This window comes from Acinetobacter sp. 1566109, assembly GCF_000582255.1.
In the GTDB taxonomy this organism is placed as follows: Bacteria; Pseudomonadota; Gammaproteobacteria; order Pseudomonadales; family Moraxellaceae; genus Acinetobacter; species Acinetobacter nosocomialis.
Map to the genome: position 1 here is coordinate 18,813 of NZ_JEYB01000029.1, position 26,586 is coordinate 45,398.

At 39.9% G+C, this 26,586-nt stretch carries 31 protein-coding genes; 10 read left to right on the forward strand and 21 right to left on the reverse strand.

The genetic code is table 11. The features are described 5' to 3' along the window. Positions 1 to 64 precede the first annotated feature (64 nt). The 11 genes from J582_RS16790 to J582_RS16840 all read right to left on the reverse strand — a co-directional run bounded on the left by J582_RS16790 (position 65) and on the right by J582_RS16840 (position 13,583). Positions 65 to 607: a DUF4376 domain-containing protein gene (locus J582_RS16790; RefSeq protein WP_032048274.1), complete on the reverse strand. Its 543-nt coding sequence runs from the start codon at positions 605 to 607 to the stop codon at positions 65 to 67. Then, positions 604 to 5,037, reverse strand: coding sequence for a host specificity protein J (locus J582_RS16795; RefSeq protein WP_032048275.1), 4,434 nt, complete (start codon positions 5,035 to 5,037; stop codon positions 604 to 606). The genes J582_RS16790 and J582_RS16795 overlap by 4 nt, the downstream gene beginning before the upstream one ends. A gap of 52 nt (positions 5,038 to 5,089) precedes the next feature. Continuing rightward, complete coding sequence (locus J582_RS16800) at positions 5,090 to 5,743, reverse strand: tail assembly protein (protein WP_017394010.1); 654 nt, start codon at positions 5,741 to 5,743, stop codon at positions 5,090 to 5,092. Then, positions 5,727 to 6,482, reverse strand: a complete 756-nt coding sequence (locus tag J582_RS16805; protein WP_031983746.1) for a C40 family peptidase — start codon at positions 6,480 to 6,482, stop codon at positions 5,727 to 5,729. The genes J582_RS16800 and J582_RS16805 overlap by 17 nt, the downstream gene beginning before the upstream one ends. 6 nt (positions 6,483 to 6,488) lie before the next feature. Continuing rightward, positions 6,489 to 7,295, reverse strand: coding sequence for a phage minor tail protein L (locus J582_RS16810; RefSeq protein ID WP_032048276.1), 807 nt, complete (start codon positions 7,293 to 7,295; stop codon positions 6,489 to 6,491). Continuing rightward, positions 7,282 to 8,457, reverse strand: a complete 1,176-nt coding sequence (locus J582_RS16815) for a hypothetical protein (protein WP_032048277.1) — start codon at positions 8,455 to 8,457, stop codon at positions 7,282 to 7,284. The genes J582_RS16810 and J582_RS16815 overlap by 14 nt, the downstream gene beginning before the upstream one ends. Before the next feature lie 53 nt (positions 8,458 to 8,510). Further along, entirely contained in the window at positions 8,511 to 8,852 is a 342-nt protein-coding gene (locus J582_RS16820) for a phage tail protein (RefSeq protein ID WP_032048278.1), read from the reverse strand. 286 nt (positions 8,853 to 9,138) lie between these two features. After that, positions 9,139 to 11,856: a hypothetical protein gene (locus J582_RS16825; RefSeq protein ID WP_032048279.1), complete on the reverse strand. Its 2,718-nt coding sequence runs from the start codon at positions 11,854 to 11,856 to the stop codon at positions 9,139 to 9,141. A gap of 64 nt (positions 11,857 to 11,920) precedes the next feature. Continuing rightward, the gene (locus J582_RS16830) at positions 11,921 to 12,301 is read right to left on the reverse strand and encodes a J517_1871 family lipoprotein (RefSeq protein WP_000721063.1); all 381 of its coding nucleotides are present in this window, start codon (positions 12,299 to 12,301) and stop codon (positions 11,921 to 11,923) included. A gap of 65 nt (positions 12,302 to 12,366) precedes the next feature. Further along, entirely contained in the window at positions 12,367 to 13,128 is a 762-nt protein-coding gene (locus J582_RS16835) for a hypothetical protein (RefSeq protein ID WP_000910437.1), read from the reverse strand. Between the two features lie 83 nt (positions 13,129 to 13,211). Continuing rightward, the gene (locus J582_RS16840; RefSeq protein WP_004743743.1) at positions 13,212 to 13,583 is read right to left on the reverse strand and encodes a hypothetical protein; all 372 of its coding nucleotides are present in this window, start codon (positions 13,581 to 13,583) and stop codon (positions 13,212 to 13,214) included. Positions 13,584 to 13,726: 143 nt separating this feature from the next. On the opposite strand from J582_RS16840, the gene J582_RS16845 reads away from it, so the two are divergent. Continuing rightward, a complete protein-coding gene (locus tag J582_RS16845; RefSeq protein ID WP_032048280.1) occupies positions 13,727 to 14,593 on the forward strand; it encodes a Bro-N domain-containing protein in 867 nt (288 codons plus the stop codon). Positions 14,594 to 14,700: 107 nt separating this feature from the next. Here J582_RS16845 and J582_RS16850 read toward each other — a convergent pair whose 3' ends face one another. The 9 genes from J582_RS16850 to J582_RS16890 form a co-directional block, all read right to left on the reverse strand. Continuing rightward, positions 14,701 to 15,171: a DUF2335 domain-containing protein gene (locus J582_RS16850; protein WP_000077909.1), complete on the reverse strand. Its 471-nt coding sequence runs from the start codon at positions 15,169 to 15,171 to the stop codon at positions 14,701 to 14,703. Positions 15,172 to 15,182: 11 nt separating this feature from the next. Next, positions 15,183 to 15,404, reverse strand: a complete 222-nt coding sequence (locus tag J582_RS16855) for a hypothetical protein (RefSeq protein WP_001032561.1) — start codon at positions 15,402 to 15,404, stop codon at positions 15,183 to 15,185. Between the two features lie 480 nt (positions 15,405 to 15,884). Continuing rightward, on the reverse strand, positions 15,885 to 16,379 hold the full coding sequence (locus tag J582_RS16860) for a hypothetical protein (protein WP_032048281.1): 495 nt from the start codon (positions 16,377 to 16,379) through the stop codon (positions 15,885 to 15,887). A 14-nt stretch (positions 16,380 to 16,393) separates the two neighbouring features. Next, positions 16,394 to 17,323 (reverse strand): phage tail tube protein, encoded by a 930-nt coding sequence (locus J582_RS16865; RefSeq protein ID WP_032048283.1) that lies wholly within the window; start codon positions 17,321 to 17,323, stop codon positions 16,394 to 16,396. Between the two features lie 66 nt (positions 17,324 to 17,389). Continuing rightward, positions 17,390 to 17,644, reverse strand: coding sequence for a hypothetical protein (locus J582_RS16870; RefSeq protein ID WP_032048284.1), 255 nt, complete (start codon positions 17,642 to 17,644; stop codon positions 17,390 to 17,392). After that, positions 17,634 to 18,176, reverse strand: coding sequence for a phage antirepressor Ant (locus tag J582_RS16875; RefSeq protein WP_000991780.1), 543 nt, complete (start codon positions 18,174 to 18,176; stop codon positions 17,634 to 17,636). The genes J582_RS16870 and J582_RS16875 overlap by 11 nt, the downstream gene beginning before the upstream one ends. A gap of 246 nt (positions 18,177 to 18,422) precedes the next feature. Beyond that, entirely contained in the window at positions 18,423 to 18,821 is a 399-nt protein-coding gene (locus J582_RS16880; RefSeq protein ID WP_032048285.1) for a hypothetical protein, read from the reverse strand. Between the two features lies 1 nt (position 18,822). Then, a complete protein-coding gene (locus tag J582_RS16885; RefSeq protein WP_032048286.1) occupies positions 18,823 to 19,245 on the reverse strand; it encodes a hypothetical protein in 423 nt (140 codons plus the stop codon). A gap of 4 nt (positions 19,246 to 19,249) precedes the next feature. Further along, on the reverse strand, positions 19,250 to 19,642 hold the full coding sequence (locus tag J582_RS16890; RefSeq protein ID WP_032048287.1) for a hypothetical protein: 393 nt from the start codon (positions 19,640 to 19,642) through the stop codon (positions 19,250 to 19,252). Between the two features lie 140 nt (positions 19,643 to 19,782). Between J582_RS16890 and J582_RS16895 the strand changes: the two genes are divergently transcribed. The 4 genes from J582_RS16895 to J582_RS16910 are packed head-to-tail and all read left to right on the forward strand — an operon-like array spanning position 19,783 to position 20,987. Next, positions 19,783 to 20,319 (forward strand): DUF551 domain-containing protein, encoded by a 537-nt coding sequence (locus tag J582_RS16895; protein WP_032048288.1) that lies wholly within the window; start codon positions 19,783 to 19,785, stop codon positions 20,317 to 20,319. Then, positions 20,316 to 20,525, forward strand: coding sequence for a hypothetical protein (locus tag J582_RS16900; RefSeq protein ID WP_000028947.1), 210 nt, complete (start codon positions 20,316 to 20,318; stop codon positions 20,523 to 20,525). Before J582_RS16895 ends, J582_RS16900 begins: the two co-directional genes overlap by 4 nt. Continuing rightward, positions 20,522 to 20,716, forward strand: a complete 195-nt coding sequence (locus J582_RS16905) for a hypothetical protein (protein WP_000005732.1) — start codon at positions 20,522 to 20,524, stop codon at positions 20,714 to 20,716. The genes J582_RS16900 and J582_RS16905 overlap by 4 nt, the downstream gene beginning before the upstream one ends. A gap of 1 nt (position 20,717) precedes the next feature. Next, complete coding sequence (locus J582_RS16910; protein ID WP_032048289.1) at positions 20,718 to 20,987, forward strand: hypothetical protein; 270 nt, start codon at positions 20,718 to 20,720, stop codon at positions 20,985 to 20,987. Here J582_RS16910 and J582_RS16915 read toward each other — a convergent pair. After that, positions 20,984 to 21,970 carry a tyrosine-type recombinase/integrase gene (locus tag J582_RS16915; protein ID WP_006581899.1) on the reverse strand — a complete coding sequence of 329 codons (987 nt, stop codon included), beginning with the start codon at positions 21,968 to 21,970 and terminating at the stop codon, positions 20,984 to 20,986. The two genes, J582_RS16910 and J582_RS16915, sit on opposite strands and share 4 nt — an antisense overlap. A 297-nt stretch (positions 21,971 to 22,267) precedes the next feature. Between J582_RS16915 and J582_RS16920 the strand changes: the two genes are divergently transcribed. The 5 genes from J582_RS16920 to J582_RS16940 form a co-directional block, all read left to right on the forward strand. Continuing rightward, complete coding sequence (locus tag J582_RS16920) at positions 22,268 to 23,203, forward strand: ABC transporter ATP-binding protein (protein ID WP_002052950.1); 936 nt, start codon at positions 22,268 to 22,270, stop codon at positions 23,201 to 23,203. Next, complete coding sequence (locus J582_RS16925) at positions 23,200 to 23,973, forward strand: ABC transporter permease (RefSeq protein WP_002052782.1); 774 nt, start codon at positions 23,200 to 23,202, stop codon at positions 23,971 to 23,973. Before J582_RS16920 ends, J582_RS16925 begins: the two co-directional genes overlap by 4 nt. Further along, positions 23,970 to 24,782 (forward strand): NADPH-dependent 7-cyano-7-deazaguanine reductase QueF, encoded by an 813-nt coding sequence (gene queF / locus J582_RS16930; protein WP_031983575.1) that lies wholly within the window; start codon positions 23,970 to 23,972, stop codon positions 24,780 to 24,782. Before J582_RS16925 ends, queF begins: the two co-directional genes overlap by 4 nt. 23 nt (positions 24,783 to 24,805) lie before the next feature. After that, positions 24,806 to 25,456 carry a hypothetical protein gene (locus J582_RS16935; protein WP_002052502.1) on the forward strand — a complete coding sequence of 217 codons (651 nt, stop codon included), beginning with the start codon at positions 24,806 to 24,808 and terminating at the stop codon, positions 25,454 to 25,456. A gap of 126 nt (positions 25,457 to 25,582) precedes the next feature. Further along, positions 25,583 to 26,586, forward strand: a 1,004-nt coding sequence (locus tag J582_RS16940) for an FtsW/RodA/SpoVE family cell cycle protein (protein ID WP_050674845.1), incomplete at its 3' end; no start/stop codon positions are given.

A 26,586-nucleotide genomic window follows, 5' to 3' on the forward strand; every position in this document is an offset into this window, starting at 1 on the left:
TTCCCCCTTTCGTTTAGGCAATAAAAAAGCACCCGGTTGGGTGCTATAAAATGTCTCGTTAATATTAAAAACTGATCTTATCTACTTCAGCTTTCGTTTTAGCCAGCGCAATACTCTCTCTAGCTTTTCTGCTTCTTGCATGACACATAGATACATGCTCTGCCAATGCTTGTCTTAACTTTTTTAATTCCTCCCCTGATAATGTGATAACGGTATTGTTGAATAATGTCCATTCAACCTCTACGCCTAATGCACTTGCTGCAATAATGCGGCTCTGAGACTTTTCATCTGAATCAAATTTATATCCATTAAAAGAAAAACCACCGAATTCGGTGGTTTCTCTAATTTGTTTTATCTCAAGCCATTTATGCTCCTTAACCTGATCTAGAGTTCGAGGATCTACCCATTCTTTATCTTTGAAATCAAATATATGATGTTCAGAAGGTTGTTGAGGAATCTCTTTCCACTTTCCATTGCTATGGTACATATTCGCCTTGGGTGGATCTTCAACTGCAAAACAATCTTCAGGGGTATTTAATTGAATAGTCTCGTCGTTGCCAGATATCTGAAACAACAACTCACCATGTTTTGAAACTATAGCTGTCATTTTTTCAACTCAATTACCGTTAATGTTCTACTCGTTAATTCAAAAGGCAATGCAGCTTGATTTGATGCATCTTTAAAGTAGGAGGCTTTAACGTTGTTTACTGAAGTGGTATTTCTGCCGATCGCAACTCTAAGGCTATATTCAGCACTGCCTGAAAATGCATTATCAATAGTTGGGGGTAACGTATAAGAGCCACTGAAGTACAAAATATTATTTTGTGTATTGGATGGGGCAAAGTAATGCCGGGCAATCTCGGTTCCGTTTCTATAAACACCAACAATTAGGCTAATTAAAGAAGCCAAATCAGCTCTGGTTGTATTTCCATTAATAGAAGTTAGAACCATAAATTGTTTTAACATTATACCCCCACTGATTAGAGCCTTTCCTCCAGATCGAGCCATAGTAACTGATGCAACTTTACCATTTGACCAAGTAAACCAAGCGTTGATAGAGGTTTCATCTACAAGCTGATTATCGAAATCAGGAATATTTGAGTTAGAAGGAAAAGTTACACCAATAGGTACAGTTACAGCTTCATCTTGAATTTTTAGGGTACTAATTGCACCATCATCAATATTTGCATTTTTAACTTTAATTGAACCTAGATCAGCGCTAATAACACTTAAGTTTTCTGCCCAGATCCTATTCGCATTGATATATCCAAAACTACCATTGTCGACATACAATCCACGCGGAATAACAGTACCGTTTGGCAAAGTAACTGGAGTATTTTGCAGTGTCATTAATGGTTTAGGTTCTACATCATCAACACCGACAGGCGTACCAAACTGAATTGCATCATAATTGAATATGAAAGTTGAAGTAGTTCCATCATTCATTGATCCATGGCCTGAAACATGACCATTTACATCGAACTTGGTAAACTGCTGAGCATAGATGCCATCCACACTTTCAGTAACATTTTGAATAGACGCACTATTCTCACCAACTTTAGTTTGTAACGTTTCAGTTACTTTTATCGTTGAAGAAATAGCACTTGAATTTGCCTCGAGCTGGCGCTTGAATACGGCATTGTTCTCATTCATCTGAGCAGAAAGCTGTTCAGTAAGTTTAGATTGAGCCAAATCTCCTTCGATACGAGCAGATTGCTCTGACCATACGCCTGCATAACCTCCTTCATTTCCGATTAAGTCAGATTCTGACCCAATCAATGGTGGATTGAGTTGCGCGAAAACACCGTCAATACGTACTGTTTGGGCGGCAACTTTGTCATCTACATTCTTAATGTCTGACTTAACTTGCGTCAATTGTCCCGTTGAAGCTTTATCGTCAAGCTCAAGATTAATTAAATCAATCGCTTCAGCATTTGCCGATGACTGCTCAACTGCTACCTGTGCCGACTGGCGTACAGTTGCAAGAGCACTATCATTGCTTGCGATATAGTTATCTATTTTTTGAACAGTTACCCTATCACCCTCAATTCGTGCTTGTACTTCTCGTTGTGCATAAGCCTGTAAGTTATTTAACTCAACTGCCGTTGTATCAATACGCTTACTAAGTGCTAAGTCCCCTTCGATCATTGCCGATTGAACAGACCAAGTTCCTGCGAAGCCCTGATCATTACCGATCAAATCAGACTCAGATCCAATCAAAGGTGGATTTAACTGTGCATATACACCGTCCGTTTTTTCAGCTACAAGTGAAAGATCATTTGCAACAACACGAATGCTTTCTTGAGCTGCAGCAAGACCATCATCACTTGACTGTTTAACAGTATTTACAACTTTAAGAACACCTTCATCACCATCAATAATTTGCTGTGATAAACCATCTTTGGCTTGCTGAATAGCGTTTTGTCGATCAATGACTTCTTGTGCAATCCGATCTTTCGTATTCTGAATATCTTGCTTAATTGGACCTATTTCCGCATCAATAGTCTCAATATGATCAATCCTGGTTTTAAGATCCTGATTGAGCTGAGTTTCACTGATTTGATCGTTCAAGAGCTCAAGAACATCTGTTGCATCGGCAGAAGTTGTCGCATGAGTCCAATCCGACCATGGCCCTATATTTCCAATCCTATCAATCAAACGCCCCCGATAAAATTGAGTCAGATTTGGCTGCAAGCCTTGAATCGTATGAGTCGTTGTTGGATAAGCGAATAAGCCCAATTGAGCAATGTTGCTGGTACCATCTGGCGAAACTTGGATTTCTGTATAAGCAGTATCAAGCGCACCGGTTGCCGGAAAGCCCCAATCAAGTTTTATACCGAATAAGATTCCTGTCGCTTGGATAAATGCCAATTTTGGAGGTAAACCCTGCTTACCAGAGAGTTCAGTCAAAGTTGAATAAACTGGTAAAGAAGCTATCTCAAAAGCTGAAATCGCTGTTACTCGTGCTTGATATTGACCCGCATAAATACCTGGTACTTCGACTGAGTTGTTGCCGGTTATTGGAAGCTTAATCCAACTCCCATCATCTTTACGCCACTCAACTAGATATTTAACCGCGCCCTTAGCCTGCGCCCAAGACACTATCATGGTCGCCACATTGATACCCTGATCAATACGGCTTTCACTAGTAATTACGACATCAGTTACAGGATCCTGAATTGTTGGGTTCACAATCGAAATCGGGACCTCATCAAAATAAGCACCCTTGTCAATCGCATCAAACTTGGCTGGGTTATATTGAAGTGCAGTCACTGAAAATTGATGATGCTCATCTTGGGTAATAGAAATCACTCGAAACTTCATTGTTGCCAAGTCTTGAGCATCAATCACCCAGACGTTTTGTGCTGCAATCACATCAAACTCATGAGTAACTGTAACCACTCGACCCGAGATCGATTGAACAATTCGAGTTTGAGCCTTTCCATCCTCGCCATTAATAATCAGTCGGTCACCAGCAACCGCCACCACATCATCACGGTCAAGCGTAATGCTTTTACGATCTGCTGATATTTTAGATACACGCCCTCCGTTTGCCCGTCCAGCAAATAACGGGTCAGCAATATCAATAACTCTGCCCGGCTGCGGAATATGGCCATCCAGACCAACTTTAAAACTAACGGTTCGAGTTTCTAATTGCTCAGACTTTAATGCCCACCAGCCTGCTCTCTGCGCTTGTCCACGCGACGTGCATCCCCAAGCATCAATTTCTAAAATACGAACTTGACCTGCTTCAGCAATCGCCTTTTCATCACGAACAAACTCATATTCAGTTTTATAGTGATTAGCCGGGTTATCCCATGCAATTTTTACAACATTATGTCTATCTCGAGCACGGGTTCCCGCGTACTCAAAATTGCCATCAATAACATTAGCCCGGGTATACGTGAAGTAAGTATCTTGGGGAATATCCGCATCACAAATAATGCTATTACCATCCCAAAATGTGATAGCACGGAATACACCAGCTAATTTCGTTAAAATTTCAAAGGCACCTTCGGCACTCTGAAGATAAACATTACAAGTAAAGCGTGGTTCTTGGCCGCCTAGACCGTCTGGTACCATTTCGTCACAGTATTGTGCTAATCGGTACAATGACCACTTATCAACCATAAGTGGAGTTAAGCGGTCACCTAGCGCATAGCGATCAACTGTACAGATGTCGTAATAGATCCATGCAGGGTTGTTAGAATAAGCCTCTTTGAAAGTACCGTCCCACATCCCAACATATTGCCGTGTTGCTGGATTGTAATTAGTAGGAACTTTTAGGAGCCTACCCTTTGTATCCATAGCAACTTTTGCTACGTTTCCAAAAGTCTCAGCATCATACTGAAGGCCCAATAATGCTGTGTTTGGGTAACGTAATTTCGCATCGATCACTTCTGTAACAGCTGCAATATACATCTTGTCGCTGATATATTCAGAAGATGAGTTCGGCGTCAGACGGCGTACACGTACAAGCCAACCAGAATCAGCTCGAGGCAAATCAATGCGGTGTGCTCGCTCGTAATTTGCAGAAGTCTTATCTGAAATCTTGGTTTTTAGTACTTCAGTCCAGACACCTCCATCAGTCTGTAAATCGATTGCGTATTCGATCGTTACGCCTGATACATCACCATTTGTAGCATTCTGAGTACGCAAAGGACCCCACTTTAAGCGCAAACGAACAGCATCAAGATCAAGATTACTAAAAGCTCGAACCCATGGCGTTTCAGACTTTAACTCCTCATCGATGGCAGTTTCACTTTCTACTGCAGGAAAACCCTCAATGTATTCCTGATCATTAGTACCATTTCTAAAATCAACTTTTACATTTTCAAAGTTAAGGCTTCCATCTGCATTCTGAAGTGGAGTTTCTTCTAAATAAATTGACTGAAGCCCATTAGCTAAACCTTCAATCTCGCCTTCAGCTAAACCATATAGAACCTTGATAAAAGTTTTCGATTGTGCAGAATCTGGTGAAATGACAGGTTGCCGTTGTTTTTTACTGCCTTTTTTTGCGCCTACTACTGCATTCATAAGAAATCTCACGCAATAAAAAAGGCGCTAGAAAGCGCCTGTTAATTAAAATTTACATCTGATCTTCTGGATATTGACCAGCACTGATAATGAAGCCGCCGATTTCCCGTTGACCATAAAGAATTGGAACAGGATTACCTTGTGCAACTGTAGTTACTGCACCGCCAAAGCCTTTGTTGGCACGGTTGCCGTCTTGGTTTTGGTCTTGAGTATTATCAATTTTTGGCATGAGCATTGATGCAACCCCTCCCATAGCCATGCCAGCACCTGCACCTATCAATGCAACCTGAGCAGCCTGACCAATACCTGGTATAAATGAAGCAGCTATCAGAATCGCACCAAGTACAAGTTGCAAAATCCCATTATTGCCACCAGCCCCCATTACACGCGGGACGATATGAATAGTGTCTGCTTCAGTATTCATGTCTAGCTGCTCTTCACCGATGTTATCGCCGGTAATGAGCCGCTTAGTTTCGTGGTCATAAATCGCTGGGCGTTTCTTGCCTCGCTTATTACTTGAGTTCTTTGATTTTAAAAATACGGCAAAGCGTAGGCCTTGCTCATGAGCATGCAACATAAAGTGTTCAAAGCCAGCGATCTGAACAGATAATGCACGCATGGCTTCACGTGTATTTGCGACATCGAGCTTAAATTCACGACCGAATTTTTGCCCCAAGATGCCGTACAACTTAATTGTTTTTAACATCTCTATGCCTCAAGATTTTTACCGTTCTGGTTGACCATTGCGGTCCATAGATTTCACGTATAGATTTACGGCCGTGAAGCTGATGCAAAATTAATGTATTGCCAATACAAGGTTCGGTATCTTCGGACTTCAGCATTGCATTATCACCAAGCCAAATAATGCAATGATTTGGGTGTTCTGTTCGTGGTACTCGGCAAATCAACATATCTCCATATTGCGGAGTGTCCACTTCATAGAAACCGGCTTTCGGAAAGTTATCAATCAATATTGACGGATGATCTTTGTCTTCCCACCAGCCATCTTTTCGTTCAAAGTCTGGCAATTTAATACCTAGCTCACGATCATAAAAGTCACGGACTAGTGCATAACAGTCCTGAAAATGATGAATATAATTACGCCCCACTAAAGGGGCGCGATAACCAAATGGTTCATAAACTTGAAAATCCAGATCCGGATATGAACAAATTACCCACGGCTTTTGATGTAACTCAATTTGAATCAGATCAAGTTCCGAAGCTTTTGTTGTTCCATCTGGATGAGAGTGAACATAAGCTAAGATTTCGCCTTGATCTTCAGCACTTGCCAAATCCTCGGGATGAATTTCAAATTGATCAGATTGTTCGGCAATATTGCGACAAGCGATATATTGCTTATCAACAATCACACCACAGCATTCAAGCGGATAGCATTCATCAGCATGCGCCATGATTGCTTTTTTATGTTTTGCCGTCAGTTTCATAAAACCTCACAATAAGCTTGAAGCCGGGAAACCACCAAATGGCAGCGGTTTATTTTCACCAAATCGCAATCGGCAAGAACGTAAACGTCCTCCGCATCGATCAAGTGCCGGATTATCAGTTGGCTCATCTTTATCAGTGAACATTGCTACACCTGTGTAACCGCATTCCTCACCCCGGTACTTCCCGACCATGCACCAATGACAAAGTGAAGTTATTTGGCGAACTGGGATTTTTAAACCCTCAAAATCGATTGGATTGGACAGCTCGAAAGTCACTTGTTGTGCATTTTCAGATGTCTTTTGCTCGATGTACCAGATTTGCTCTTTTGATTCATTCGATGCAATTGGATTGCCTTCTGTGAAGTTTTCAGCATCTAAGTATTTAGCAAGTGTGGTAATCACTTTAAGTTTTGCACCAGCAAAGTCTTTAAACTGCAAACAGTAAGCAGACACAGCATTTTGAATGCCGTTGATATTGTTGGCCATGCTTAAAGTTGGTGCTGAAGCTTTACCGTCCGAACGCATTTCAAGGCCAGATACTTCCAAAGCCATAGGCTCAAATACTTGACCTTGCCAAATAATATTGCGGTTCCATACTTTTTGATCGCCAGCATCAAAAACTTTGCCAATGCTGCCAGAGTCGGCACCGATCAGACCACTTGAACCAATTGAAGAGTAGATTTTCTCCCAGTCTTGAAAAGCTATATGGCCATGAAAACGTAAAATGCCAGCACCTAAACTGCTGGCATCTAATTCATACAAATGGATTAATCCATCTACATAAAGCTTCTGGAAATCACTATTCAGGGCCATAAGTCACCTCGTCATAGATTGGATTTCCATCTTTGTCTAAGACTGGCACATCATCAAAAACAGGATTTCCTTCACTATCAACTGCCTGAACCCATTCAAAAACTGGCTCACCATTTTCATTAATGACTGGTTGATTCGACAAAATAGGCGTACCGTTTTGATCAGTTTGAATGTGGGTTACTGGCTTTTTATAGTTCTTACCATCCACAATTACAGCTTTTCCTTCATCATCAAATAAATCTTCGTATTTAGTGATATAGGTCAATTGCGGTGCATATTTTACTTGCTGGACCATACGCGGTTGTTTTTCAGTACGTGGAATTTTTCTGACGATTGTCTTCTTGATACTGTTTAAACGAATATCAATCCAGCGCGGCTCACCATTTGCATTGTTCGGAATATCGATTGGTGCATCGAGATTCGCAACAATATCGCCTTCATCATTTAGCTTTTTCTTGAATGTCTTAATTTCAAGATCACCATTTTCCAAGGTCTGATATTCAACTGCACAAATCTTATTGCCATGAGTGTCGGTAGGAATTTCAATCCACCAGCCTTCATTCGCAAAACCTGAAGAACCTTTGACAAGATAATGACCCATACCCAACTTTTCGAAAGAAAGTGGCTGCTCAGCAGCTTCATCATTCGGTTCGATTTTATCTGCAAACAATTTAACAACGGGTGATGCTGACTTAATGAAACCATTTGCATCCACAGTTGTATTTTTTGATGACAAGATTTTACGCCACGGCTGAAACGTATTTACATTCCAGTTTGCAGACCTGACATAAAAATCGGAGTTATGCGTTATGCTTAATTGCGCACAAGCATCAGTTGAGTCGTTAAGATCTAAATTAATAATTGCCTGAGAATTGTCGTCAGGATAGTCTCCAGCACTTGAAATATTATTACCATTATTTTGCCAATAAAAGGCATTACCAACTCCCCTCAATGTTGATAATTTTTGAGTTCCAAGTCGAATTGATTTTCCCAAACCAAATGCACCAACTTCCATCACATTCCCAGCAGCAGTACCCACATATCGGCTAGCTGCATGAGTGTTGTTTGTAAAGTTTTCATTCATTTTTGCGCCAGTTGAGCGAAATGTGTCGCCGCCTGCGCCAGTCGGAGCTGTGCCAAGATTTACTGTTTGAATCGTCATTTTCTTACTCGCATAAAAAAAGCCCCTAAAAAGGGGCTTTAAAGGGGTTTAAATTAAGGGTAAAAAACTTGGGTGAATGTCGTAGAGATTTGCCATACATCACCGCCCAAACAGCGTGGTTGATATTCACCTGTTTTAACTCGAACTTCACCGTCTAAAGGTGAATCCCAAAGAAACGAGTCAGCACCTTTATGCTGGTCAAAGAATGCTTTGATTTGCATAATTTCGGCTTTATAAGCCGTTCTTTGATAAGTCCATTCACCAGCTCGGTTATTGATACCTACAGCAATGTTTTGTTCATATCCATCACCAAATTTGGTTGATAACGTATTAAAGCGCTGAGTATTACTATTGCCATCTAAGTCGCATTCGAAAGTGAATTTAAGGTTGCTCATAAATTGAATCCATAAAAAAACCGACCTCTAAATGGGTCGGTTTAAATATTTAGTTTCATTACATTTTCCAAAGATATGTACAGATAATCAAAGTGATAAGGATCGCAACAAAGCGCCATGCTTTCATTTCATTCATTTCCTTTAGACACCAGTTAATTAATTTGATAAAATCTTCCATATAGATTTATTTTCCTCTTACTTTCGTCGGTTGGTGGAAATGCAAAAACCCCGATGCGTCAACATCGGGGTTTTGTTTTGGAATTAAAAAACCCACTCATTAAGTGGGTTACTTTGATAATAAACCGCCTTGTCGCTGCTCTTGCCGGATAATCGTTCTAACTGCATTGCCGATCATTTGCCCAAGCTGCTTCTGATCCTGAGTATTAGCACCATTAGTATTAACACCTGAATCATTTACATACACTTGGATTGTGACAGGTTGTGCATTAGAGGATGTTACTCTCTCCAAACTCCCACCAGAGTTAATGGCATTCAACGTATCAACACCGACTCGCTTAGTCGCTGCGGCATTCAATACATATTCCTGACCATGAACCACACCAGCTACATCACCTCGGCCCATGTTGCCTGTGTAGCCGCCTGATGAGAAACCAGCGATAGTTTGTGCTGCAATTAGGCCTGCTTGAGCATATCCAAAGCCTAAGATTGCCGTTGCTGCTGGGACTTTACCAACGAAAGGAAGAGTAATATCAGCAGTAGTTTGTGCAGCTGCCAGATGCGCAGAAACAATCGTTGATGCAATAGCAAATGCTTGCTGCATAGCAAACATAGTTTTATATCGCTTGGATTGTTCGCCACTAGCATCTTTTACAGATTGAGTTAAGTTGGACCAAACTCCTTGGCCTTGGCTAAGTAAGCTAGACCAGATTTGCAGTTGAGAAGTATATTGGTTCTTTTGCAAATCCCTATACTTCTCATTGTACTCCTCTTGTATCTTGAACTTGCTCTCTTCATGGATCCTGACCGCATCTTCAATTCGCTTATTGTATTCAAGAGTTAGGATTTCACCCTGAGCGAGTTTTGCTTTTAGGCTGTCTTGTTCATTCAATAATGCATTGTCATTATCAGACATTGCATTACTTTCTCCGAACTGCGTTGATAACCCTTCACGTTCACCTTTGGGTGCTGCTAAGAGCGCTCTAGCCTGTTGAATATCTCTTAGTGAATTACTATAAGTCTGCTCATAAGCACGTTTTCTTTGTTCAGCAGCAAGATTGATTAGGTTGGTTTCATAATCGTATTGTTCCTTTAAGGCTCTTAAACGAGACTTCTTTTCCTCTGCGTTATATTCACGACTCTTCTGGATTCTTAGTCCTTCAATCTTGGTTTTTGCGTTAAGCTTCTCTTGCTCATTCATCTTGAAGGAGTAAAGATCATAAGCAAGTTGAGCATCACTAATGAGTTTTGCATCATTCGCTTTCTGTATCGCTACAGAGACATATTGAGTCATGCCGTATTTCTGTAAGCGCTCAATTTCCTTCTGCAAATCCATCTCAATTTGTTTGGATTTATCAGAGTATTCATACTGAATTTTGAGACGTTCTTCATTGATCTTCTCTAATTCTTGAGCATGCTTTTTCGATTCTTGAGCAGCTTTTTTTGCAGCATTCTCTGCGTCTTTAGCATCTTTTGCGTTTGTTTTAAGGCCCTTGTTGGTTTTGTCTATTGCGCCACTGGTGTCGTAATACAACTGACCAAGCTTATCAAGTTTAGGAACTGATGCATCCAGCACATCATTCATGGACTTCATTGAGCCTTTAATGGTCGCTACTGAATCGTTTACAGTATCACTGGCGATAGACCAACCATTTTTAAAACCATTTACTAGAGCTTGCCCTTTAGCAACAACTCCATCAGCATTCCAAACATTAACAGCAGTCGAACCAATATTTTTAGCCTGCTCTACAAAGCCTTGAATGAGTCGTATAACAACCTGAATTGCACTTGCTAGCCCAATAATCCCTACTGCTACACCCTTAGCAATTACACCTACAGATTGAATTACAGAACCAAATTGGCCACCATCTTCAGCTCCTTGCAAGAAACTACTTAAAAGTGTGTTCAAGACAGGTATCATCTGAGACGCTAATTGTGTTTTAAAACCCTCAAAACGAGTTTGAACTGACTTAGTTTGAGCAGCAAGTAGTCGAGACTGTTCAATAGCTTCTTTGCTTTTGATAATCCCCGCTTCTGTTAATGCCTCTCCATAACGATCTAATAAAGCCCCTCCATTTTCGAACAATGGGAGTAAATTACCTAAATCATTACCTAGACTTTCAAAAACAAATCTCTGTTCTTGTGCAGATGCCCCAACACTATCAAGCTTATCTTTCATTAGCTGAAGTGCTTCAACACCATCTTTACCCTGCAAAGTCTTAGCAAACTTTTGAATCTCTGCATCAGTCATTTTGATATTGTTTTTTAAGGCATCAAAGAAATCTGCTGCTTCACCTCCGCCACCACTAGCAGTGAATTCACCAAGCTTTTCTTGTGCATCAGCTAATGACTGTGCCAAACCATCTTGTGACATACCAAGCTGTTCAGCAGCATGTGAAAGAATTTGAAAGTTCTGTGTGCTAGTGTTTGCTCTATTTGCTAAAACAATCATCTCAGCATCCGCTTTAGCGGCTTGAATTGCCATTGCAGAAAGTCCAGCAAATGCTACTGCTGCACCACCCACCGCCATTCCTGTAAGTGCTGCACCTGCCATCAAAGCGCCACCACGCAAAGCTGCAACTTTTTCAGTGACATCACCAATAACAGACCCAATGCGTGTATTGCCAAGAGATGAATTAATTTGTTCCTTAAATTTGGAGAATAAATCAGTAGTTTTACCTGTCTCTTGACCTACATTTTTAATAGATTTTGCAGTCTTATCGCCTTGTTTCTCAGCATTACCTAGAGACTTATCTAAAGCATCGACTTCTTTTTTGCCATCTTTGGCGTCAACCACAATAACCAATCGGCTTACAGATTCAGGCATTTCACTCTCCAAATTCTAGGCAATAAAAAACCCGACACTTGGTCGGGTTATTGAATACTGCTTTTTAATCTAATTTAGCCTTGCAGGCAGGTGACATATTGGTTTTCTGATCATCTTTAATTAGTTTGTAGCTGCCACCAACTCCATATGCTAGTTCAAGATTTGTATTAGTTTCACTTTTAATGGCCCAGAAAGATCCGTCCTGCGTATAAACTTTATTGCCTACTTTCTTGATTGATTGTACTCTTGCTTCGCCTTGATAATCTTGGCAAATAACACCTGAACCATCTTGATTTAACTTTAAAGTTGCAACAGAAACATTCGAATGTGCACCTGTCCAATAGCCGTGATTGGTTGTTACTGTAGGTGTTAACTCAAAAAAGTTTGCAGTCGTAGCACAGCCACTAAAGAAAACTACTGAACCTAATACAATTATCTTTTTCATATTCCCAAACCATTATCTTTGAGTAAAATTTAACATGTAGCGTGTTTATTCTCTAGTTTACTATTTTAGTATGAAAGCAACCAAACAAGCAGAATTAAACCTATCACCACGCAAGTCGCTGCAATAAAGAACCCTGAAACCGAACTCCTACATCCTTCAGTTTTTGAACTACTGCTAACAGGTGTTGCACTTATTTGGCTATTCGTCTTTTCATATTGAATAACTTGCTTCTTCTCGGGCTTTTTTAATGGAGGAGGAATCCCAATATGTTCTTCCTTTTTTTTCTTGCGTTCAGCCAAAAACTTATTATTTATAGCGTTCTTATTAATTTCTGGGATTTTTGTAATAGGCTTTTCCTCAATTTGAGGAGAAGTAATAGCTCCTTGTTTTACGTCTCCAGAATTTAAAAGGCTGCTTGTGAAATGTTGCACTGACTGATAATCATAACTGGGAAAAAGGTCAAGCCCTTGTTTAAAGTTCTCGAATCCACCATCTTTCTTTGCTCTTTTATAGTAGATTCTTAGCCTATCATCGTTACTGTCATTTTGGGGGTTCTCTAGCTTACCTACCTTATAAACATAAGCAATGTGATACAAAGCTTGTAAATGCTTACCTTCTCTTCTCAGTAAATTGCCCATTGTGATGTGCACAACCGCATCAAGCCCCAAAGTTTGCTTTTCAGTAAAATTACATTGTTTTGCGTGCTGAAAATAATTTATTTTTTGCTCATTAAGATGACGCCAAGCATCATCAAATCTCTTTTCTTTAATGGCTTGTTCTGCTTTGTGCTTATGTTCAGCGGCAGGCCCAAGATAGTCCTTAAGCATAAAAATACCCTCATATTTGAGGGTAATTTAACAAGAGCTTAAATTACACGCAACAGAAACTCATAGAGACTGCTATTAGGTTGTCACTTCTTATTAGCTAAAGCATAAGCAACATCGGATAATATCTTGCGCTCTGTATCTTTAAGGTTTTTGAACTGATTTCCAATGAACTCTAGGTATACTTCGCTATTATTAGCCGCATATTCATCCACTGCAACTTCAAGCAAATACTTATCTATAATTTGAATTATTTTCAATAAATTGCTTTCTTGGTCAGGCATGAACTCGTCAAGAGATTCTTTGTTCCCCTTCAAAGCATAATATAGACCGAACTTAAGCAATTCATTAATACATGTATTTATAGATTCACCTTGTTGCTCGGAATATGCAACTAGGTCTTCATGTACTTTTGGCAGAAGCCTTGCAGGGAATCTGATCAATTCTGATTGCGACATAATTTTTTCCTCAATGCTTGACATCAAGAGTAATATCACTATAGATTATAGTCAAGTGATGTCAATGATGATGTCACAATAAAACGCCCCGATGATCTTGGCGGATGACGGGGCGAGTTATCAACCACTTTGAGGTAATTGATATGTCTAGTTTAGCACTAAGCTTTAATGATGTGAACTTTTCGCCTGTACAGCACAACAACCAAATTTGGTTAACTGCAAGTGAACTTGCAAAGGCTCTTGGTTACGCCAAATCTGATGCAGTGACTCAAATCTATGAACGTAATAAAGATGAGTTCAACGCATCTATGACCTTGACCCTCAATATGAGTGCCAAGGGTAATATCGAGACCCTCAATATGAGTGTCTCGAAGAAGGGTCGTAATTTAATGAGAAATATACGTATCTTCTCACTTCGTGGCTGCCATTTAATTACCTTCTTTGCACGTACTTCTGTAGCAAAGCAGTTTCGCAAATGGGTGCTTGATGTTCTTGATAAAGAAATTGGCGCACCAGTTGCTAAAACTCATAAATCAGAACGTGAACCCCTAACCAATGCTGTAAATCTTCTTGTAGCTAAAACTAAGCATTTGAATTACAGCGATGCTTATAAATTAGTTCATCAGCGTTTCAATGTTCAGCATATTGATGAAATCCCATATGACATGATTCCTGTTGCAGTGGAGTATGTTCACCACTTAATTGCTATGTACAGCAATGCAGAGAAATACAAGGATACTGAACCTCATATTCATACAGTATTGCGCGATAAGAATGTTCAGTTCTTAATGTGGTATGTTCCAATACTTGCTAAGTTCATCAAAAATGAGATTTCCCCTGCATTAATAGCTATCCAAAGTAGTTATGCGGGACGCTTATTTTCTTTAGCTCAAGAATCAGTCACCCATGCTAACGTTTTAAATCGTAAAGCACTTGGATATGGCATCACTCGTTTGGAACACGTTGATTATCAACCTGTTCATACAATCGAATGGTATCTTTCTAAATAATTGAGGCTTAGAGGCATTGTGATTTCAACAATGCCTCTATTTAACAAGTGGTTAATAAAGGCGCAATAAAAAACCGCTATCTCTAGCGGTTGTTTGGGTGTTGCTTACTATTTTTGAGTAGACGGCTTAGATGTCTGCTCACCATTAGAAGCAGGCACTTTGCGAAGCACTAGGATTACTAAAATAGCTGCTAAGGTTGAGAAAGCAGCCGTTGCAACCCAAGGATAACCAGCATATAGCGCATATACTGCTACACATAGAATCCCTATTCCTATCAACACTCCAAATATTAAACCAAGAAGGAATAATTGAGAGTTATGTTTTTGATTCTCAATGTTTGCAGTGTTGATGCGCTTATTTTCTGCCATTTGATGGCGAGCCACTTCATGACTCATAGTCTGTTCATTCTCAACAATCTGCATTAAACGACTAGCTAGACCAGGTTGGATTTCTTCAAATGCCTTAACCAAATCAGGAGGCGGGTATGGTGAGTAGCTTTCCGCCTCTTCCACAGCAACTGATACATCATTGCCATTTTTTGTTGCGATGCCACGTTTAGTTCGACGATGTTGAGACATTAATTAGGTATTTATAATGAGTTAAGTTCAGGTTGTTTACTGCGCAAGTCACATGCGATTCTGTTGGTAGCTTTTGTCATGTTTTTACCGACTGCTTCCCAATGTTTTGCTGCATTACCAATTGGTCGCGGATCTTCCATTTTTGCAGGCTCAACAGCATGTACTGGGACACGAGGTGCTAATACAAAAGCTGCTAGCAGACCTTCTGTAAAGTACTTCATACCTTTGTTCATTTTTTATCGCCCTTATATTTAATGGGTGTCATAAAACATACAATTTTTATGACAGAAAAACCCTCTTATCATTTGATAACAGGGTCTCTATAGGAACAAGGGTACGCACTAATGACATTTCTGTCAATAAGGAATCTTTACGGGAATGTCAAGAGAATAGGCGTATTATGTAACATCAAGTGCGCTATATCACGTCGCTTGTTCACAGTTAAGTATCGCACGTCAGCACTTAAGTCTTCGTCGCTCGTTGCGTCGACTTCTTATGCGCCTCGTCCAAGAACATATCGTCAAGCTTAAAGATACAGTCATTAAAGATGTAACGCTCAACTGGTAAATCATATTGCTCAACATAAGCATTAATTGACGAGATATCTAACGCCAGAGGAACACCTTGTTCATAGCGTCTAGATCTTGCAATCGTGTTATATGCCGAAAGAATGGCGTTAGCTACATACGAATAATCAGGCGCATCAGGAAGCTTTACGCCGAGGGCTTCTCTTTGCTTTTTTTCGTGGTCCGTGAGCCCCGCGTACTTGTTCGCGTAGGTGTAGAGGTTTGTGACTTTCCCACGATGTCCTGAAGCCTCTTAAGGGATTCTGTTTGAATACGGGTAGCCTCTTTAATCACAAAATCAATTAGCTGATTCTTTTGCGCTGATTTGCAAAAGATTGTCTCTACATTGGTACGATTATATTCAAGCACAGATCCATCCTTTAACTCGATTCCCTCCCAGTCATTCACAAGGAACACACCTACGGCGTAAGCAAACTTGTCGTTACGCTTTTCGATTCGCTCATTAGTAATGAGATTAATATCTGCTTTTTCCTCTGCTGTCTCAAGATTAAAAATCTCAAGTGCACGTTGGAACTCTGGTTGCATAATTCCATTTATCTTAAATTTGCCACCTGCTGGAAAATCTACCCATTCAAATGGATAAGTAATGTCTTTGTTCTTTTCAATAATATCAAAAGCCACTTTAATTCCCCTTATCAAGGTGTAACTGGCGCAATCACACGAGTAATAACTGGCGATACGCGAATATGGTTGTAGTTGATGTCGACTGTGATGGTGTCTTCTCCACCGCCATCAGGGTGATTAGCTTCAGCCACTTCTAATTGTGGGAACTGGAAGGCATAGCCATTACCTGCATCATCTTCAATAGAGAATTCTAGCGGCATGGTGTCACGGGTTTTAATGAAGTCGATATATGCCGCTGACTGAGCCGAGAACATGTATTGAGTGTTCACAGTTACATCTACAATCTTTTCGAGATAAGTCGTTGCAGTGAGCTTTTTAGATCCAATACAACGGATTGCTTCCATATTGTTGTTAATGGTCAATTCAAGAGACTGCATACAAGCAGTTCCGACAACTGTTTCACCATTAACTTTAAGATCACCGACGTTAAGCGCTGAAACAAGGACTAATTCAGGGACTGGTAAAGGCGAAATAACAGGGTTTGTAGTAGTACGCTCAAACAGAGTACCCATCAAGCCAAATGTAGCTGTGATTTTGCCAGTAGTAGCAATAGACATCGTAGCTTCATTTATGCGTACACCACGGTAAATAAATACCTGGTTAATATCTTCAAATACTTTGACGAAGGTAAATGTCTTTCGCACATTACCGCCAAAGTTAAGAACATCACTGGCCCAGTTATTCATTGCAACTGCTGACCAGAAGTCATCAAACAAGCCAATAGATAATTCAACTTCTAAAGAACCTGTGATTTCTGCTTCAGTTGCAAAACCACCTTGACGGAATCGCGAATCGACCACACTGTTTGATGATTCAGTGGTGACGTTTTCAGTTAAGCCATCAGTCACACGACGAACGGTTTTCCATACGGGTGTAGTTGGTAATACTTCGGGGGTTTGCTCTTCAGCATAATATAATTTAATACGTGCACCAGAACTCATCTAAGTTCTCCTTAATTTTCGGGCATTAAAAAGCCCTCGAATTGAGGGCGTTGTTTGGTTGTGTTCTCAGGCATTTAAGGGCTTACCTTGAATACCCCTGCAAAGTTTCAAAATGCTTTCTGCATGAAGGGTTATATGTTTGTGTTCTGGCCTAGTTCGCTCAATATCAATAGCTATTAGCATTGCTGCGCGCAGGTTTTCTGTCGGCTCTACACTTTCAAAAATGTAGGTGTCGTTATGAATAACAATATCGGCATAACCATCTTCTTCTGTGCTTGGTCTGCACTCCACCACAATGTAAGCAGGAACATTATTTGTCATTATCTTTATCCTCATCAAAATCTAAGGATGGTTGCGCTTCCTTAATTAGATCATCCAATTCTTTAAGCATAGCTGGCTTTGTTTGCTTACCATGGATTGATAGAAAGCTTGCTGCGCCTGACAGAGATTGGGTAATCAGCTCAAGTTGTGCTGAAAGCTTGCCAATGCGTACCTGTAGCCCATCTTTGAGTTGACGAGCCAATTCCTCTTGCTCGATGTAGTATTTGCGGATCTCATGACCTTTTTTATTGCGCTCCATCATCCCAAGGTGTTTGGTCATATCCACCGAGATGATGTACTCAATTAGGTTTTGTCCTGTTTTTGAAAGCTCCTCTTTTTTGAGGAGCTTAATAAAATCAAAATTCTCTTCAAAGCCACATTGTTTAATGCGTCGCTTAATCCAATCCGAAAAGTCCGTCTTAACCTCTAACATTTTATGTAGGTCACGCGCATTCACGCCGAGTTGGACTTTTCCATTTAATTCAACTTCGATAAATGGAGTTTGATTTTCAATTTTCACAATTGCATTCATATCGTTTACCTCGTTACCAAATAAAAAAGCCACACAGACATGCGGTAACGAGACATATCTGTATGGCAAAACGGTTAACTCAAGTTTGGATTTATCTTTAAAATTAGATATTTGAAGAAAATAAACTGGCAGGCACGTTGAACATGGAAACGTGCTTTTCGGGGATCAGCCTAGCCAGTGTTCGCCTGAATTTCAGGCATAAAAAAACCTGCCGCTAAGGACAGGTTCGTTTAAAAGTTAAATTCGTTAATTGACGCGATAATTTATTGAAATGTTGTACTGAATGAAATCCCCATTACTGCCGAGGTTTTGTACTTGACCTTGGAGTATCTCTAGTTGGCCAGTTGTGTAATATTCGAAATGAGCTAACCAAGCATCAGCGAGCTTTGTTATATCAGCCTCATTAGTTTGAGGTCTTGCAAGGCAATTAATTGAAATAACCCCTGTTCTTCTGGTGCAAGGAGTATCACCTACACCAGCAATGATAGAACTGCCCCATAGAATATTTAAGTCACACCAAAGTCCATCTACAGGAATAGTAATCAATGGGCCATTAGGGTATTGAATACGATTTTGCTCAATTCCAGTAAATGCCATTGCTCTAGTGATAATGGCTTGTCTTGCTTGATCTAAAGTCATTGCCATTTTAACCACCGTATTTCTGAGCAATATAGTTAAAGGTTAAACCGTAAACACCTTGTGGCGCTTGTCTTGAGTAGCCGCCTGTTGTCTTTGGTGTTTCAGGCTTGTCTGTAAAGTCGCCATACTCGATCTTAGTTGCATAAGGCGCATTCGTTTGGATGTAAACAACACTGAAAGGAACCAACCGAGATAAAGCGCTTGTGCCTTTGCTAATGGTTGATCCACCGCCCTTGTCTTTCTCTACCTCATTAAATGATTGGTCAGTCTGGTTAATACTGACTCTATGGGATGCTCTAAAAGCACCTGTATCAACTGGGCTTTGAAGAACCACACCTTGCAATGCATCAATGACAATATCTTTTTGCTTTTTGGTAAGGTCGGCTTCAATCGTTTTAGTGAAGGCACTCGGTTTGCTTGTCCAGCCCATGGTGTTATACCTTTCTTAACTGACAGATCCACACACTTGACGATGGATCTTTTCCGTAGCTCACAACTCGATAATTACCGCCTTCAATCACCCAAATATCATTAACATCTGGATTAACTAAAGTGCCTGCTGCGTCCTTCACTTCATTTTGCAGTAGCACGGCTTTAGAGTCTGTTGCTCGGTAATCTATAGGCTTGACCAAATCTTTTGCCCAGCTTCCAAATAGGACGCCTCTGCCGCTATACACATATTCGGTGTAAGTATCCTCACCAGTAGCAGGATTGGAGCTGACTAATTGTTTGCGAGTACAGGTAAAGGAATCAACCGCGTCTGCAAGCTCATCCTCTGCATCAAATGCGGCTGCCAGTTCTTGCTGAATTTCATCACGCATTCCCATGGCCTACTCCGTAATAACAAAGGTGTTGATGTGATACTTCTCGCTAAAGAATGGCTCAAGCAGATCAAGGATAAATTGCATATCGCCACTTACTGACTCTTCTTTGCCTATCAAGAGCGCATTAAAGCAAAGGTGGCAGCATGACAGATTTGAATAAGGAAAGAGAAGTTAATTTACGCTTTGAACAAGATGATGGTTTTGTTTGGGTGTTCGATGGTGATAGTCAATTTGGCACCGAAATAAGTCATTTAATGATGATGCATGCAGATGAATATAACGAAGATGAATTACGTGTTATTTGTAACCATGCGGCTTGTGAAATTGACAGGCTTAGAGCAGAGCTAGAAAAAGCCAAAGCTCAGGCGGTGCCCGAGTGGATTTCGGTTGAAGATCGCATGCCTGAGTCATTGCGTAATGTGCTTGTTTTGATAGATGCAAATCCAGTTAAGAACCAAAACTACATGGTGGCTCATTTTATTCCTAAGTTCACTGAAGAGTATCATGGTGATGATGATTGGTATGACTATGACGAAGAGCGCGGCTGCGGTTATATCAAGGAAGGATGGTATGCAAATACGGCTTACATTGGTGATGAGTATTCTAGTTATTTTATTGAAGAAAAAGTAACTCATTGGAAGCAACTAAAAGAAGCAAGCGAATCGGGAGCTGAACAATGAGCATAACTCTTAATGGTCACCAATTAAAAAGCCTTCTCGAATTTGTAAATCCAGATGGTGAAAATGATTTAGATCAACTTGAAACTGAACTAACTATTAAATTTTTTGAAGATGGGCACAGTGGCAAAGGCTATTACTTTTGGATGACAGAATATCCAGAGGAAGGCAGCATGTTGTTGGATGTTGAATCGGGAGCTGAGGGATGAGTGAAGTAAACCAACGTTTCGAGCAAGTCTTCAAAGTTTCTATGGATGAAATGAACAAAGTAAATATCGATGTTTATGGCATTGCAATGGCAACTATTATGAAGCCTGCTTTAGTAACTATGAAGCCAATCTTTCAGCTTATTTATGAACAAGGTGTGAAAGATGGTAAAGCGGAAAGTAAGGAGGGGTGAAATGACTGCAATTGCGAATATTGGTAGCAACTTTGTTGTTGCGTTACCGCCATCAGAAATTTGGCTTAATGATTTACAAGCAGCAGAATATTTAGGCTATAAAGATGTTCACTTTAAGGCGGCAGTTTGCTGCCTGCCAACCTTCCCTAAACCTCGCTACGTTATCAAGTGCGGTCAAGGGAGACGTTGGAACTTGGCAGAATTATCAAACTGGTTGAATGAACAGTCTGATGATGAGCCTAAAAGAGGACGACCACGCAAACGGGGCTAATCTAGCCTCGTTGCAATTTCGCTTGCAGTAGCATTGTAGTAAATCATTAAGCTTCTTAAATCTTTATGCCCAATCATTCTAGCTAAGTCTAAAACTTCTAATTTCCTTGCAAGTCGTGTACATGCTTCATGCCGGGTATCATGAAAGTGCAAGTCAGTAATTTGACATCTATCTCGTAATTTACGCCATAGCGTATCAAAGCTTTGAGAATTACAAGTAAACACCTGTTTTCTATCTAAGCCTTTTAATAATGTCAGCAATTCAACTGCTCGTTTAGATAAAGGTACATTTCGTTTAGTACCGTTCTTTGTTTCAGTCAAAACAAGATATCTATCTTTTAAATAAACGCGATCCCAAGTTAAGCCAACAATCTCACCAGCGCGCATAGCTGTCTCAATCGCAAAGAGAAAGGCAATAATAATTTGCTGCGTAGAGTTTACCGGGACATTGTTATCCCAATTTGCTGCAAGACATAATCTATCAATTTCATCTTGAGCAATTCGTCTATCCCGGTGCTTTGATGGAGGCGGCAAAGTTAAGTCAGCCATTGGAGACTCTTTAATCCACTTCCATTCTTTCCGGGCTACAGTAAATAAAGAAGCTAAAATATTTGCTTCACGTCTGACTGTAGCGCCCTGCACTTCTTTTAACCGGGAGTCACGCCATTGCACTAAATCGTCAGTTGTGACTTTGGCTAATTGTTTTTGGCATAGCTTTTTATACTCACGTTTAAAGAAAGCCATTCGCTTTACTTCATTCTCATGAGTTTTCTTCTTTATACTTACTTCATTTAAATAGCGTTCTATAGCTTCTAAAAATGAATGGTCAGGAAGTTTACCATGCGATTGTTCGCGTAATTGAGTCTCACGTTTTGAGGCCCAAGCTCTTGCTTGTGCTTTTGTATCAAAGGTTGCACTTTCGCGAATTCCGTTTACACTTATCTCGGCTCGCCATGTATCGTTGCGTTGTCTAAATGAAGCCATAATTTTGTGGCGTAATCTTGGCGTAATGGTATTAACCGAAATAATAGGAAAAAATAAGAAATAATAGAAGTACAGATTATTGGCTAGTTTGGCATTTGTTTGTTTTGTATGAAATAATAAGAAAAGATAGAAAAACCTAAGAAGTTGTTGTTTTTAAACAAGTGCCCGCCGGGCGCACCAATTTATATATAATAACTTCATAAATTTATCTCAATTTCATAAAATTCCGACTATTTTACTTGGTTTATTAATCATTATCGCTCAAAATATACCCCTCTTTCATAATGTGAGAATTTCATGACTGATGCTTTGGTTTTAAGAGATTTGTCCAAAACATATCGTAATGGTTTTCAGGCGTTAAAAGGTATTAACCTCACTGTGCCTGAAGGTGAATTTTATGCGTTGTTAGGCCCAAATGGTGCCGGCAAATCAACAACCATTGGTATTATCAGCTCCCTCACGAAAAAAACTTCAGGAACTGTTGAGATTTTTGGACATAATCTCGATACTCATCCATCGTTGGCAAAACAGCAGCTTGGCGTTGTCCCTCAGGAATTTAACTTCGGGCAATTTGAAAAAGCATTCGATATTTTAGTTACCCAGGCTGGTTATTACGGTATTCATAAAAAGATTGCCGAGAAACGAGCGGAACATTATTTAGAAAAACTTGGCTTGTGGGAAAAACGCAATATACAAGCGCGTATGCTGTCTGGTGGTATGAAACGCCGACTAATGATCGCCCGCGCCATGATGCATGAACCTAAACTTCTTATTCTAGATGAGCCTACTGCGGGTGTAGATATTGAATTACGCCGTTCTATGTGGGATTTTCTGACCGAAATGAACGAAAACGGTACTTCTATTATTTTAACGACACATTATCTCGAAGAAGCAGAAATGTTGTGTCGTCAAATTGCCATCATTGACCGTGGTGTCATTAAAGAAGATACCAGCATGAAAAATTTCCTAAACCAGCTGAGTGAAGAGTCTTTTATTTTTGATTTAGCAGAACCAATTGCCCCACTCCAGCTCAATATTATTGGTGTGAAGTTTAACTTAATTGATAGTAGTACTTTAGAAGTAACAATGGATAAAGCACATACATTAAATGACTTATTCCAACTTTTAGAGTCACAAGGTATTCGTGTTCGTAGTATGCGTAACAAATCGAATCGTCTTGAAGAGCTATTTGTCAAAATGGTCGAGAAAAATCTTGAAGGAGCGGCAAAATGAACTTTAACCAACTGCAAATTGCCCTCTGGACTTTAGTTCGTAAAGAAGTACGCCGTTTTCTTCGCATTTGGCCACAAACTTTATTACCACCTGCGATTACCATGAGCTTGTATTTTGTCATTTTTGGTAATTTGGTTGGCTCACGTATTGGGCAAATGGGCGGCGTGAGCTACATGCAGTTTATTGTACCTGGCTTAATCATGATGGCTGTTATTACAAACAGCTATGCTAACGTGTCTTCTAGTTTCTTCAGTGTTAAATTTCAAAAGAGTATTGAAGAACTCATCATGAGTCCCGTGCCCTTACATATTATTTTATGGGGCTACGTGATTGGTGGTATTTGTCGTGGTGTTTTAGTTGGTGCCATTGTTACTGCGATGAGCATGTTCTTTACCCATCTTTTTATACATAACTGGTTCGTAACTATATATACAGTATTAATTACATCCGTTTTATTTTCCTTAGGCGGCTTTATTAATGCAGTCTATGCAAAATCATTTGATGATATTTCTATTATTCCAACCTTTGTACTTACTCCACTCACCTATTTAGGTGGTGTGTTTTATGCCATTAGTGCACTTGGTCCTTTTTGGCAAAAACTTTCTTTAATTAATCCTATTGTGTATATGGTAAATGCTTTCCGTTTCGGCATTTTAGGTCATAGTGACGTGAACGTTACGTTCTCTTTAATCATTGTGACATTATGTTGTGTTGTACTTTATGGAATTGCCTACTATTTACTTGCTCGTGGTTCAGGAATGCGTGAATGAGTGTCGAACAGTCTTTATTGGGTAAAGAAACCCAATATCCAACTAGCTATCAACCCGATGTGTTATTTCCAATTGCACGTGCTCAATCTCGTGAAAACTATTCACATATTGAAGGTATTAACCAAGGTAAAGATTGGTGGCATGTTTTTGAAATATCTTGGTTAAACTCGCATGGTATTCCACAGGTTGCGATTGGCAGAATTACCCTGCCTGCTTCTTCACCAAATTTGATTGAATCAAAGTCATTAAAGCTATACTTCAATAGTCTTAACTTCACTCAGTTTGGCTCTAAAGAGTTATTTATTGAAACGGTTGAAAAAGATCTATCGTCTGCAGCTGGTGCAAAAGTTGAGCTAACGCTATTTCAAGTAGATGAACTTGATATTTCTAAACCACAAGGCATTTGTATTGATGATCTAACACCTGAACGTTTAGAACAACATCCCGATGCATCACTTTTAAAATTGGATGAGTCTGGTGAAGAAGTCGAAATTGAACTGTATTCTCATCTTTTGAGAAGTAACTGCCCAGTCACGGGACAGCCAGATTGGGGTACAGTTTTTATCCGTTTTAAGGGCAAAAAACCTTGTTATCGTAGTCTTTTAGCTTATATTATCTCGTACCGTCAGCATAACGGTTTCCACGAACAGTGTGTTGAGCAAATCTTTGCAGATATTTGGCAAAATTTGCGACCTGAAAAGCTGATGGTTTATGCAACTTATACTCGCCGCGGTGGACTTGATATCAATCCTTGCCGAGTATCGGATCTATCATGGATGCCAAAACCGATTCGATTGGCACGACAATAAAACGAATAATTTGAGGATACACCATGCCGTTTTTTGGTTTTACCCCTTCTGAAGGCTTATTGAACGATATACAGACTGGAATTGCGAATAAGAATTCCAGTGAACCGTTATATCCACTTCGAGACAAAATTGCTTTACAACTTAATGAGGAAATTATTGAAAATGTACTGACTCAGTTAGTACAACATTTCCCAGCGAGTGAAAAAAGAGATACTGCCGAAAAACTAGCTGGTTATGTCAAATCAACAGTTGCTGTGCTTTTAAAGCAATTACTGAGTAAAGCACCAAACGATGTTGTTAAACAATCTGTGGAGTTTTCAGAGAAAAGCTTATTTAAAGACCCACAAGGTCAATATAAAGTTGGTGTAGCTTTAGATGCTGGTTTAGTGACTAATTTGAAGCATAATTTTGCCGAGCTTCAAGCAGGTAATGACATTAATAAAGCAGCCTTAGCAGAACTATATAAACAGTTTGGTGATGCTATGGTTAGACACTTTATGTCTGATTTTAATAAAACATTAGATTTAGGCATGATTAAGCGCAAAGCAGCCGATATTGGCGCAGCAGCTGTAACAAAAGCAGTCCATATTGCGATCGATAAACTTATTCCAAGTTTAAATCGCACTGAACTAAAAGCGATGGCTGAATATCACGATAGTTTATTCTTTAACTAACAGAAAATAGACCATCGGAAACCTGGCGAGAGCCAGGTTTTTTTATTGCAAAATATTGATATACATTGCCATTAATCAGGTTTATGTTAGCATGCGCCAAGCACTGATTGACCTAGTTAAAGCCGCATGTCTCCTAGTCCACAATATAAATTTTTACGCCAAGCTCCTCGAGATGGTCTTAGTACTGCCATGCAACCATCGCGCTGGCAGCAACTTCATATTGACCCGTGGTTATGCCTATTTTTATTTCTAAATGCCCTATTAGGTTTAACGGTACTATATAGTGCATCTGCACAAGATGTAGGCTTAGTCAGTAAACAAGCCATGAGTTTTGGTATTGGCTTTTTAGTCATGATTAGTCTGGCTCAAATTCCCCCTAAGGTTTATCAAGCTTTTTCACCTTACTTTTATTTATTTGCACTATTTTCCTTAATTGGAGTTATGGTCTTTGGTGAAGTCCGCATGGGGGCTAAACGCTGGATCGATATTCCCGGTTTCGGGAGCGTGCAACCCAGTGAGTTCATGAAAATTGGCATGCCAATGATGATTTCATGGTTTTTAGCACGCAAACCACTTCCTCCAAGCTTTTCTCAAGTTGTTTTATCATTAATGTTAATTGGTGTTCCTTTCTTACTGATTGCAGAACAACCTGACTTAGGAACATCCCTACTCGTATTAGCAAGTGGTATTTTCGTACTATTTTTAAGTGGGTTATCTTGGCGCATGATCGGTGCCGCAGCAGCTTGTGCAGCTATTGTTATTCCAATTGCCTGGGAATTTCTTTTACACGACTATCAGCGTCAACGGGTTCTAACGCTACTTGACCCAGAAGCAGATGCATTAGGAACAGGATGGAATATTATTCAGTCCAAAACAGCTATTGGTTCTGGTGGTTTCTCAGGTAAAGGCTTTCTTGAAGGTACACAATCACATTTACACTTTTTACCCGAAGGCCATACTGACTTTATTATTGCGGCTTATTCCGAAGAATTTGGCCTAATTGGCGTACTTATATTAGTTATTCTTTATTCAGCTATTATTTTTAGAACATTTCAGATTGGTTTACAGAGCTTTCATAACTACGGTCGTTTAGTTGCTGGTGCCTTTGGTTTGTCTTTTTTTGTTTATGT

Coding starts and splice junctions, on each gene's coding strand:
- J582_RS16790 (WP_032048274.1), bottom strand. CDS start 607: ATGACAGCTATAGTTTCAAAACATGGTGAGTTGTTGTTTCAGATATCT.
- J582_RS16795 (WP_032048275.1), bottom strand. CDS start 5,037: ATGAATGCAGTAGTAGGCGCAAAAAAAGGCAGTAAAAAACAACGGCAA.
- J582_RS16800 (WP_017394010.1), bottom strand. CDS start 5,743: ATGTTAAAAACAATTAAGTTGTACGGCATCTTGGGGCAAAAATTCGGT.
- J582_RS16805 (WP_031983746.1), bottom strand. CDS start 6,482: ATGAAACTGACGGCAAAACATAAAAAAGCAATCATGGCGCATGCTGAT.
- J582_RS16810 (WP_032048276.1), bottom strand. CDS start 7,295: ATGGCCCTGAATAGTGATTTCCAGAAGCTTTATGTAGATGGATTAATC.
- J582_RS16815 (WP_032048277.1), bottom strand. CDS start 8,457: ATGACGATTCAAACAGTAAATCTTGGCACAGCTCCGACTGGCGCAGGC.
- J582_RS16820 (WP_032048278.1), bottom strand. CDS start 8,852: ATGAGCAACCTTAAATTCACTTTCGAATGCGACTTAGATGGCAATAGT.
- J582_RS16825 (WP_032048279.1), bottom strand. CDS start 11,856: ATGCCTGAATCTGTAAGCCGATTGGTTATTGTGGTTGACGCCAAAGAT.
- J582_RS16830 (WP_000721063.1), bottom strand. CDS start 12,301: ATGAAAAAGATAATTGTATTAGGTTCAGTAGTTTTCTTTAGTGGCTGT.
- J582_RS16835 (WP_000910437.1), bottom strand. CDS start 13,128: ATGCTTAAGGACTATCTTGGGCCTGCCGCTGAACATAAGCACAAAGCA.
- J582_RS16840 (WP_004743743.1), bottom strand. CDS start 13,583: ATGTCGCAATCAGAATTGATCAGATTCCCTGCAAGGCTTCTGCCAAAA.
- J582_RS16845 (WP_032048280.1), top strand. CDS start 13,727: ATGTCTAGTTTAGCACTAAGCTTTAATGATGTGAACTTTTCGCCTGTA.
- J582_RS16850 (WP_000077909.1), bottom strand. CDS start 15,171: ATGTCTCAACATCGTCGAACTAAACGTGGCATCGCAACAAAAAATGGC.
- J582_RS16855 (WP_001032561.1), bottom strand. CDS start 15,404: ATGAACAAAGGTATGAAGTACTTTACAGAAGGTCTGCTAGCAGCTTTT.
- J582_RS16865 (WP_032048283.1), bottom strand. CDS start 17,323: ATGAGTTCTGGTGCACGTATTAAATTATATTATGCTGAAGAGCAAACC.
- J582_RS16870 (WP_032048284.1), bottom strand. CDS start 17,644: ATGACAAATAATGTTCCTGCTTACATTGTGGTGGAGTGCAGACCAAGC.
- J582_RS16875 (WP_000991780.1), bottom strand. CDS start 18,176: ATGAATGCAATTGTGAAAATTGAAAATCAAACTCCATTTATCGAAGTT.
- J582_RS16880 (WP_032048285.1), bottom strand. CDS start 18,821: ATGGCAATGACTTTAGATCAAGCAAGACAAGCCATTATCACTAGAGCA.
- J582_RS16885 (WP_032048286.1), bottom strand. CDS start 19,245: ATGGGCTGGACAAGCAAACCGAGTGCCTTCACTAAAACGATTGAAGCC.
- J582_RS16890 (WP_032048287.1), bottom strand. CDS start 19,642: ATGGGAATGCGTGATGAAATTCAGCAAGAACTGGCAGCCGCATTTGAT.
- J582_RS16895 (WP_032048288.1), top strand. CDS start 19,783: ATGACAGATTTGAATAAGGAAAGAGAAGTTAATTTACGCTTTGAACAA.
- J582_RS16900 (WP_000028947.1), top strand. CDS start 20,316: ATGAGCATAACTCTTAATGGTCACCAATTAAAAAGCCTTCTCGAATTT.
- J582_RS16905 (WP_000005732.1), top strand. CDS start 20,522: ATGAGTGAAGTAAACCAACGTTTCGAGCAAGTCTTCAAAGTTTCTATG.
- J582_RS16910 (WP_032048289.1), top strand. CDS start 20,718: ATGACTGCAATTGCGAATATTGGTAGCAACTTTGTTGTTGCGTTACCG.
- J582_RS16915 (WP_006581899.1), bottom strand. CDS start 21,970: ATGGCTTCATTTAGACAACGCAACGATACATGGCGAGCCGAGATAAGT.
- J582_RS16920 (WP_002052950.1), top strand. CDS start 22,268: ATGACTGATGCTTTGGTTTTAAGAGATTTGTCCAAAACATATCGTAAT.
- J582_RS16925 (WP_002052782.1), top strand. CDS start 23,200: ATGAACTTTAACCAACTGCAAATTGCCCTCTGGACTTTAGTTCGTAAA.
- queF (WP_031983575.1), top strand. CDS start 23,970: ATGAGTGTCGAACAGTCTTTATTGGGTAAAGAAACCCAATATCCAACT.
- J582_RS16935 (WP_002052502.1), top strand. CDS start 24,806: ATGCCGTTTTTTGGTTTTACCCCTTCTGAAGGCTTATTGAACGATATA.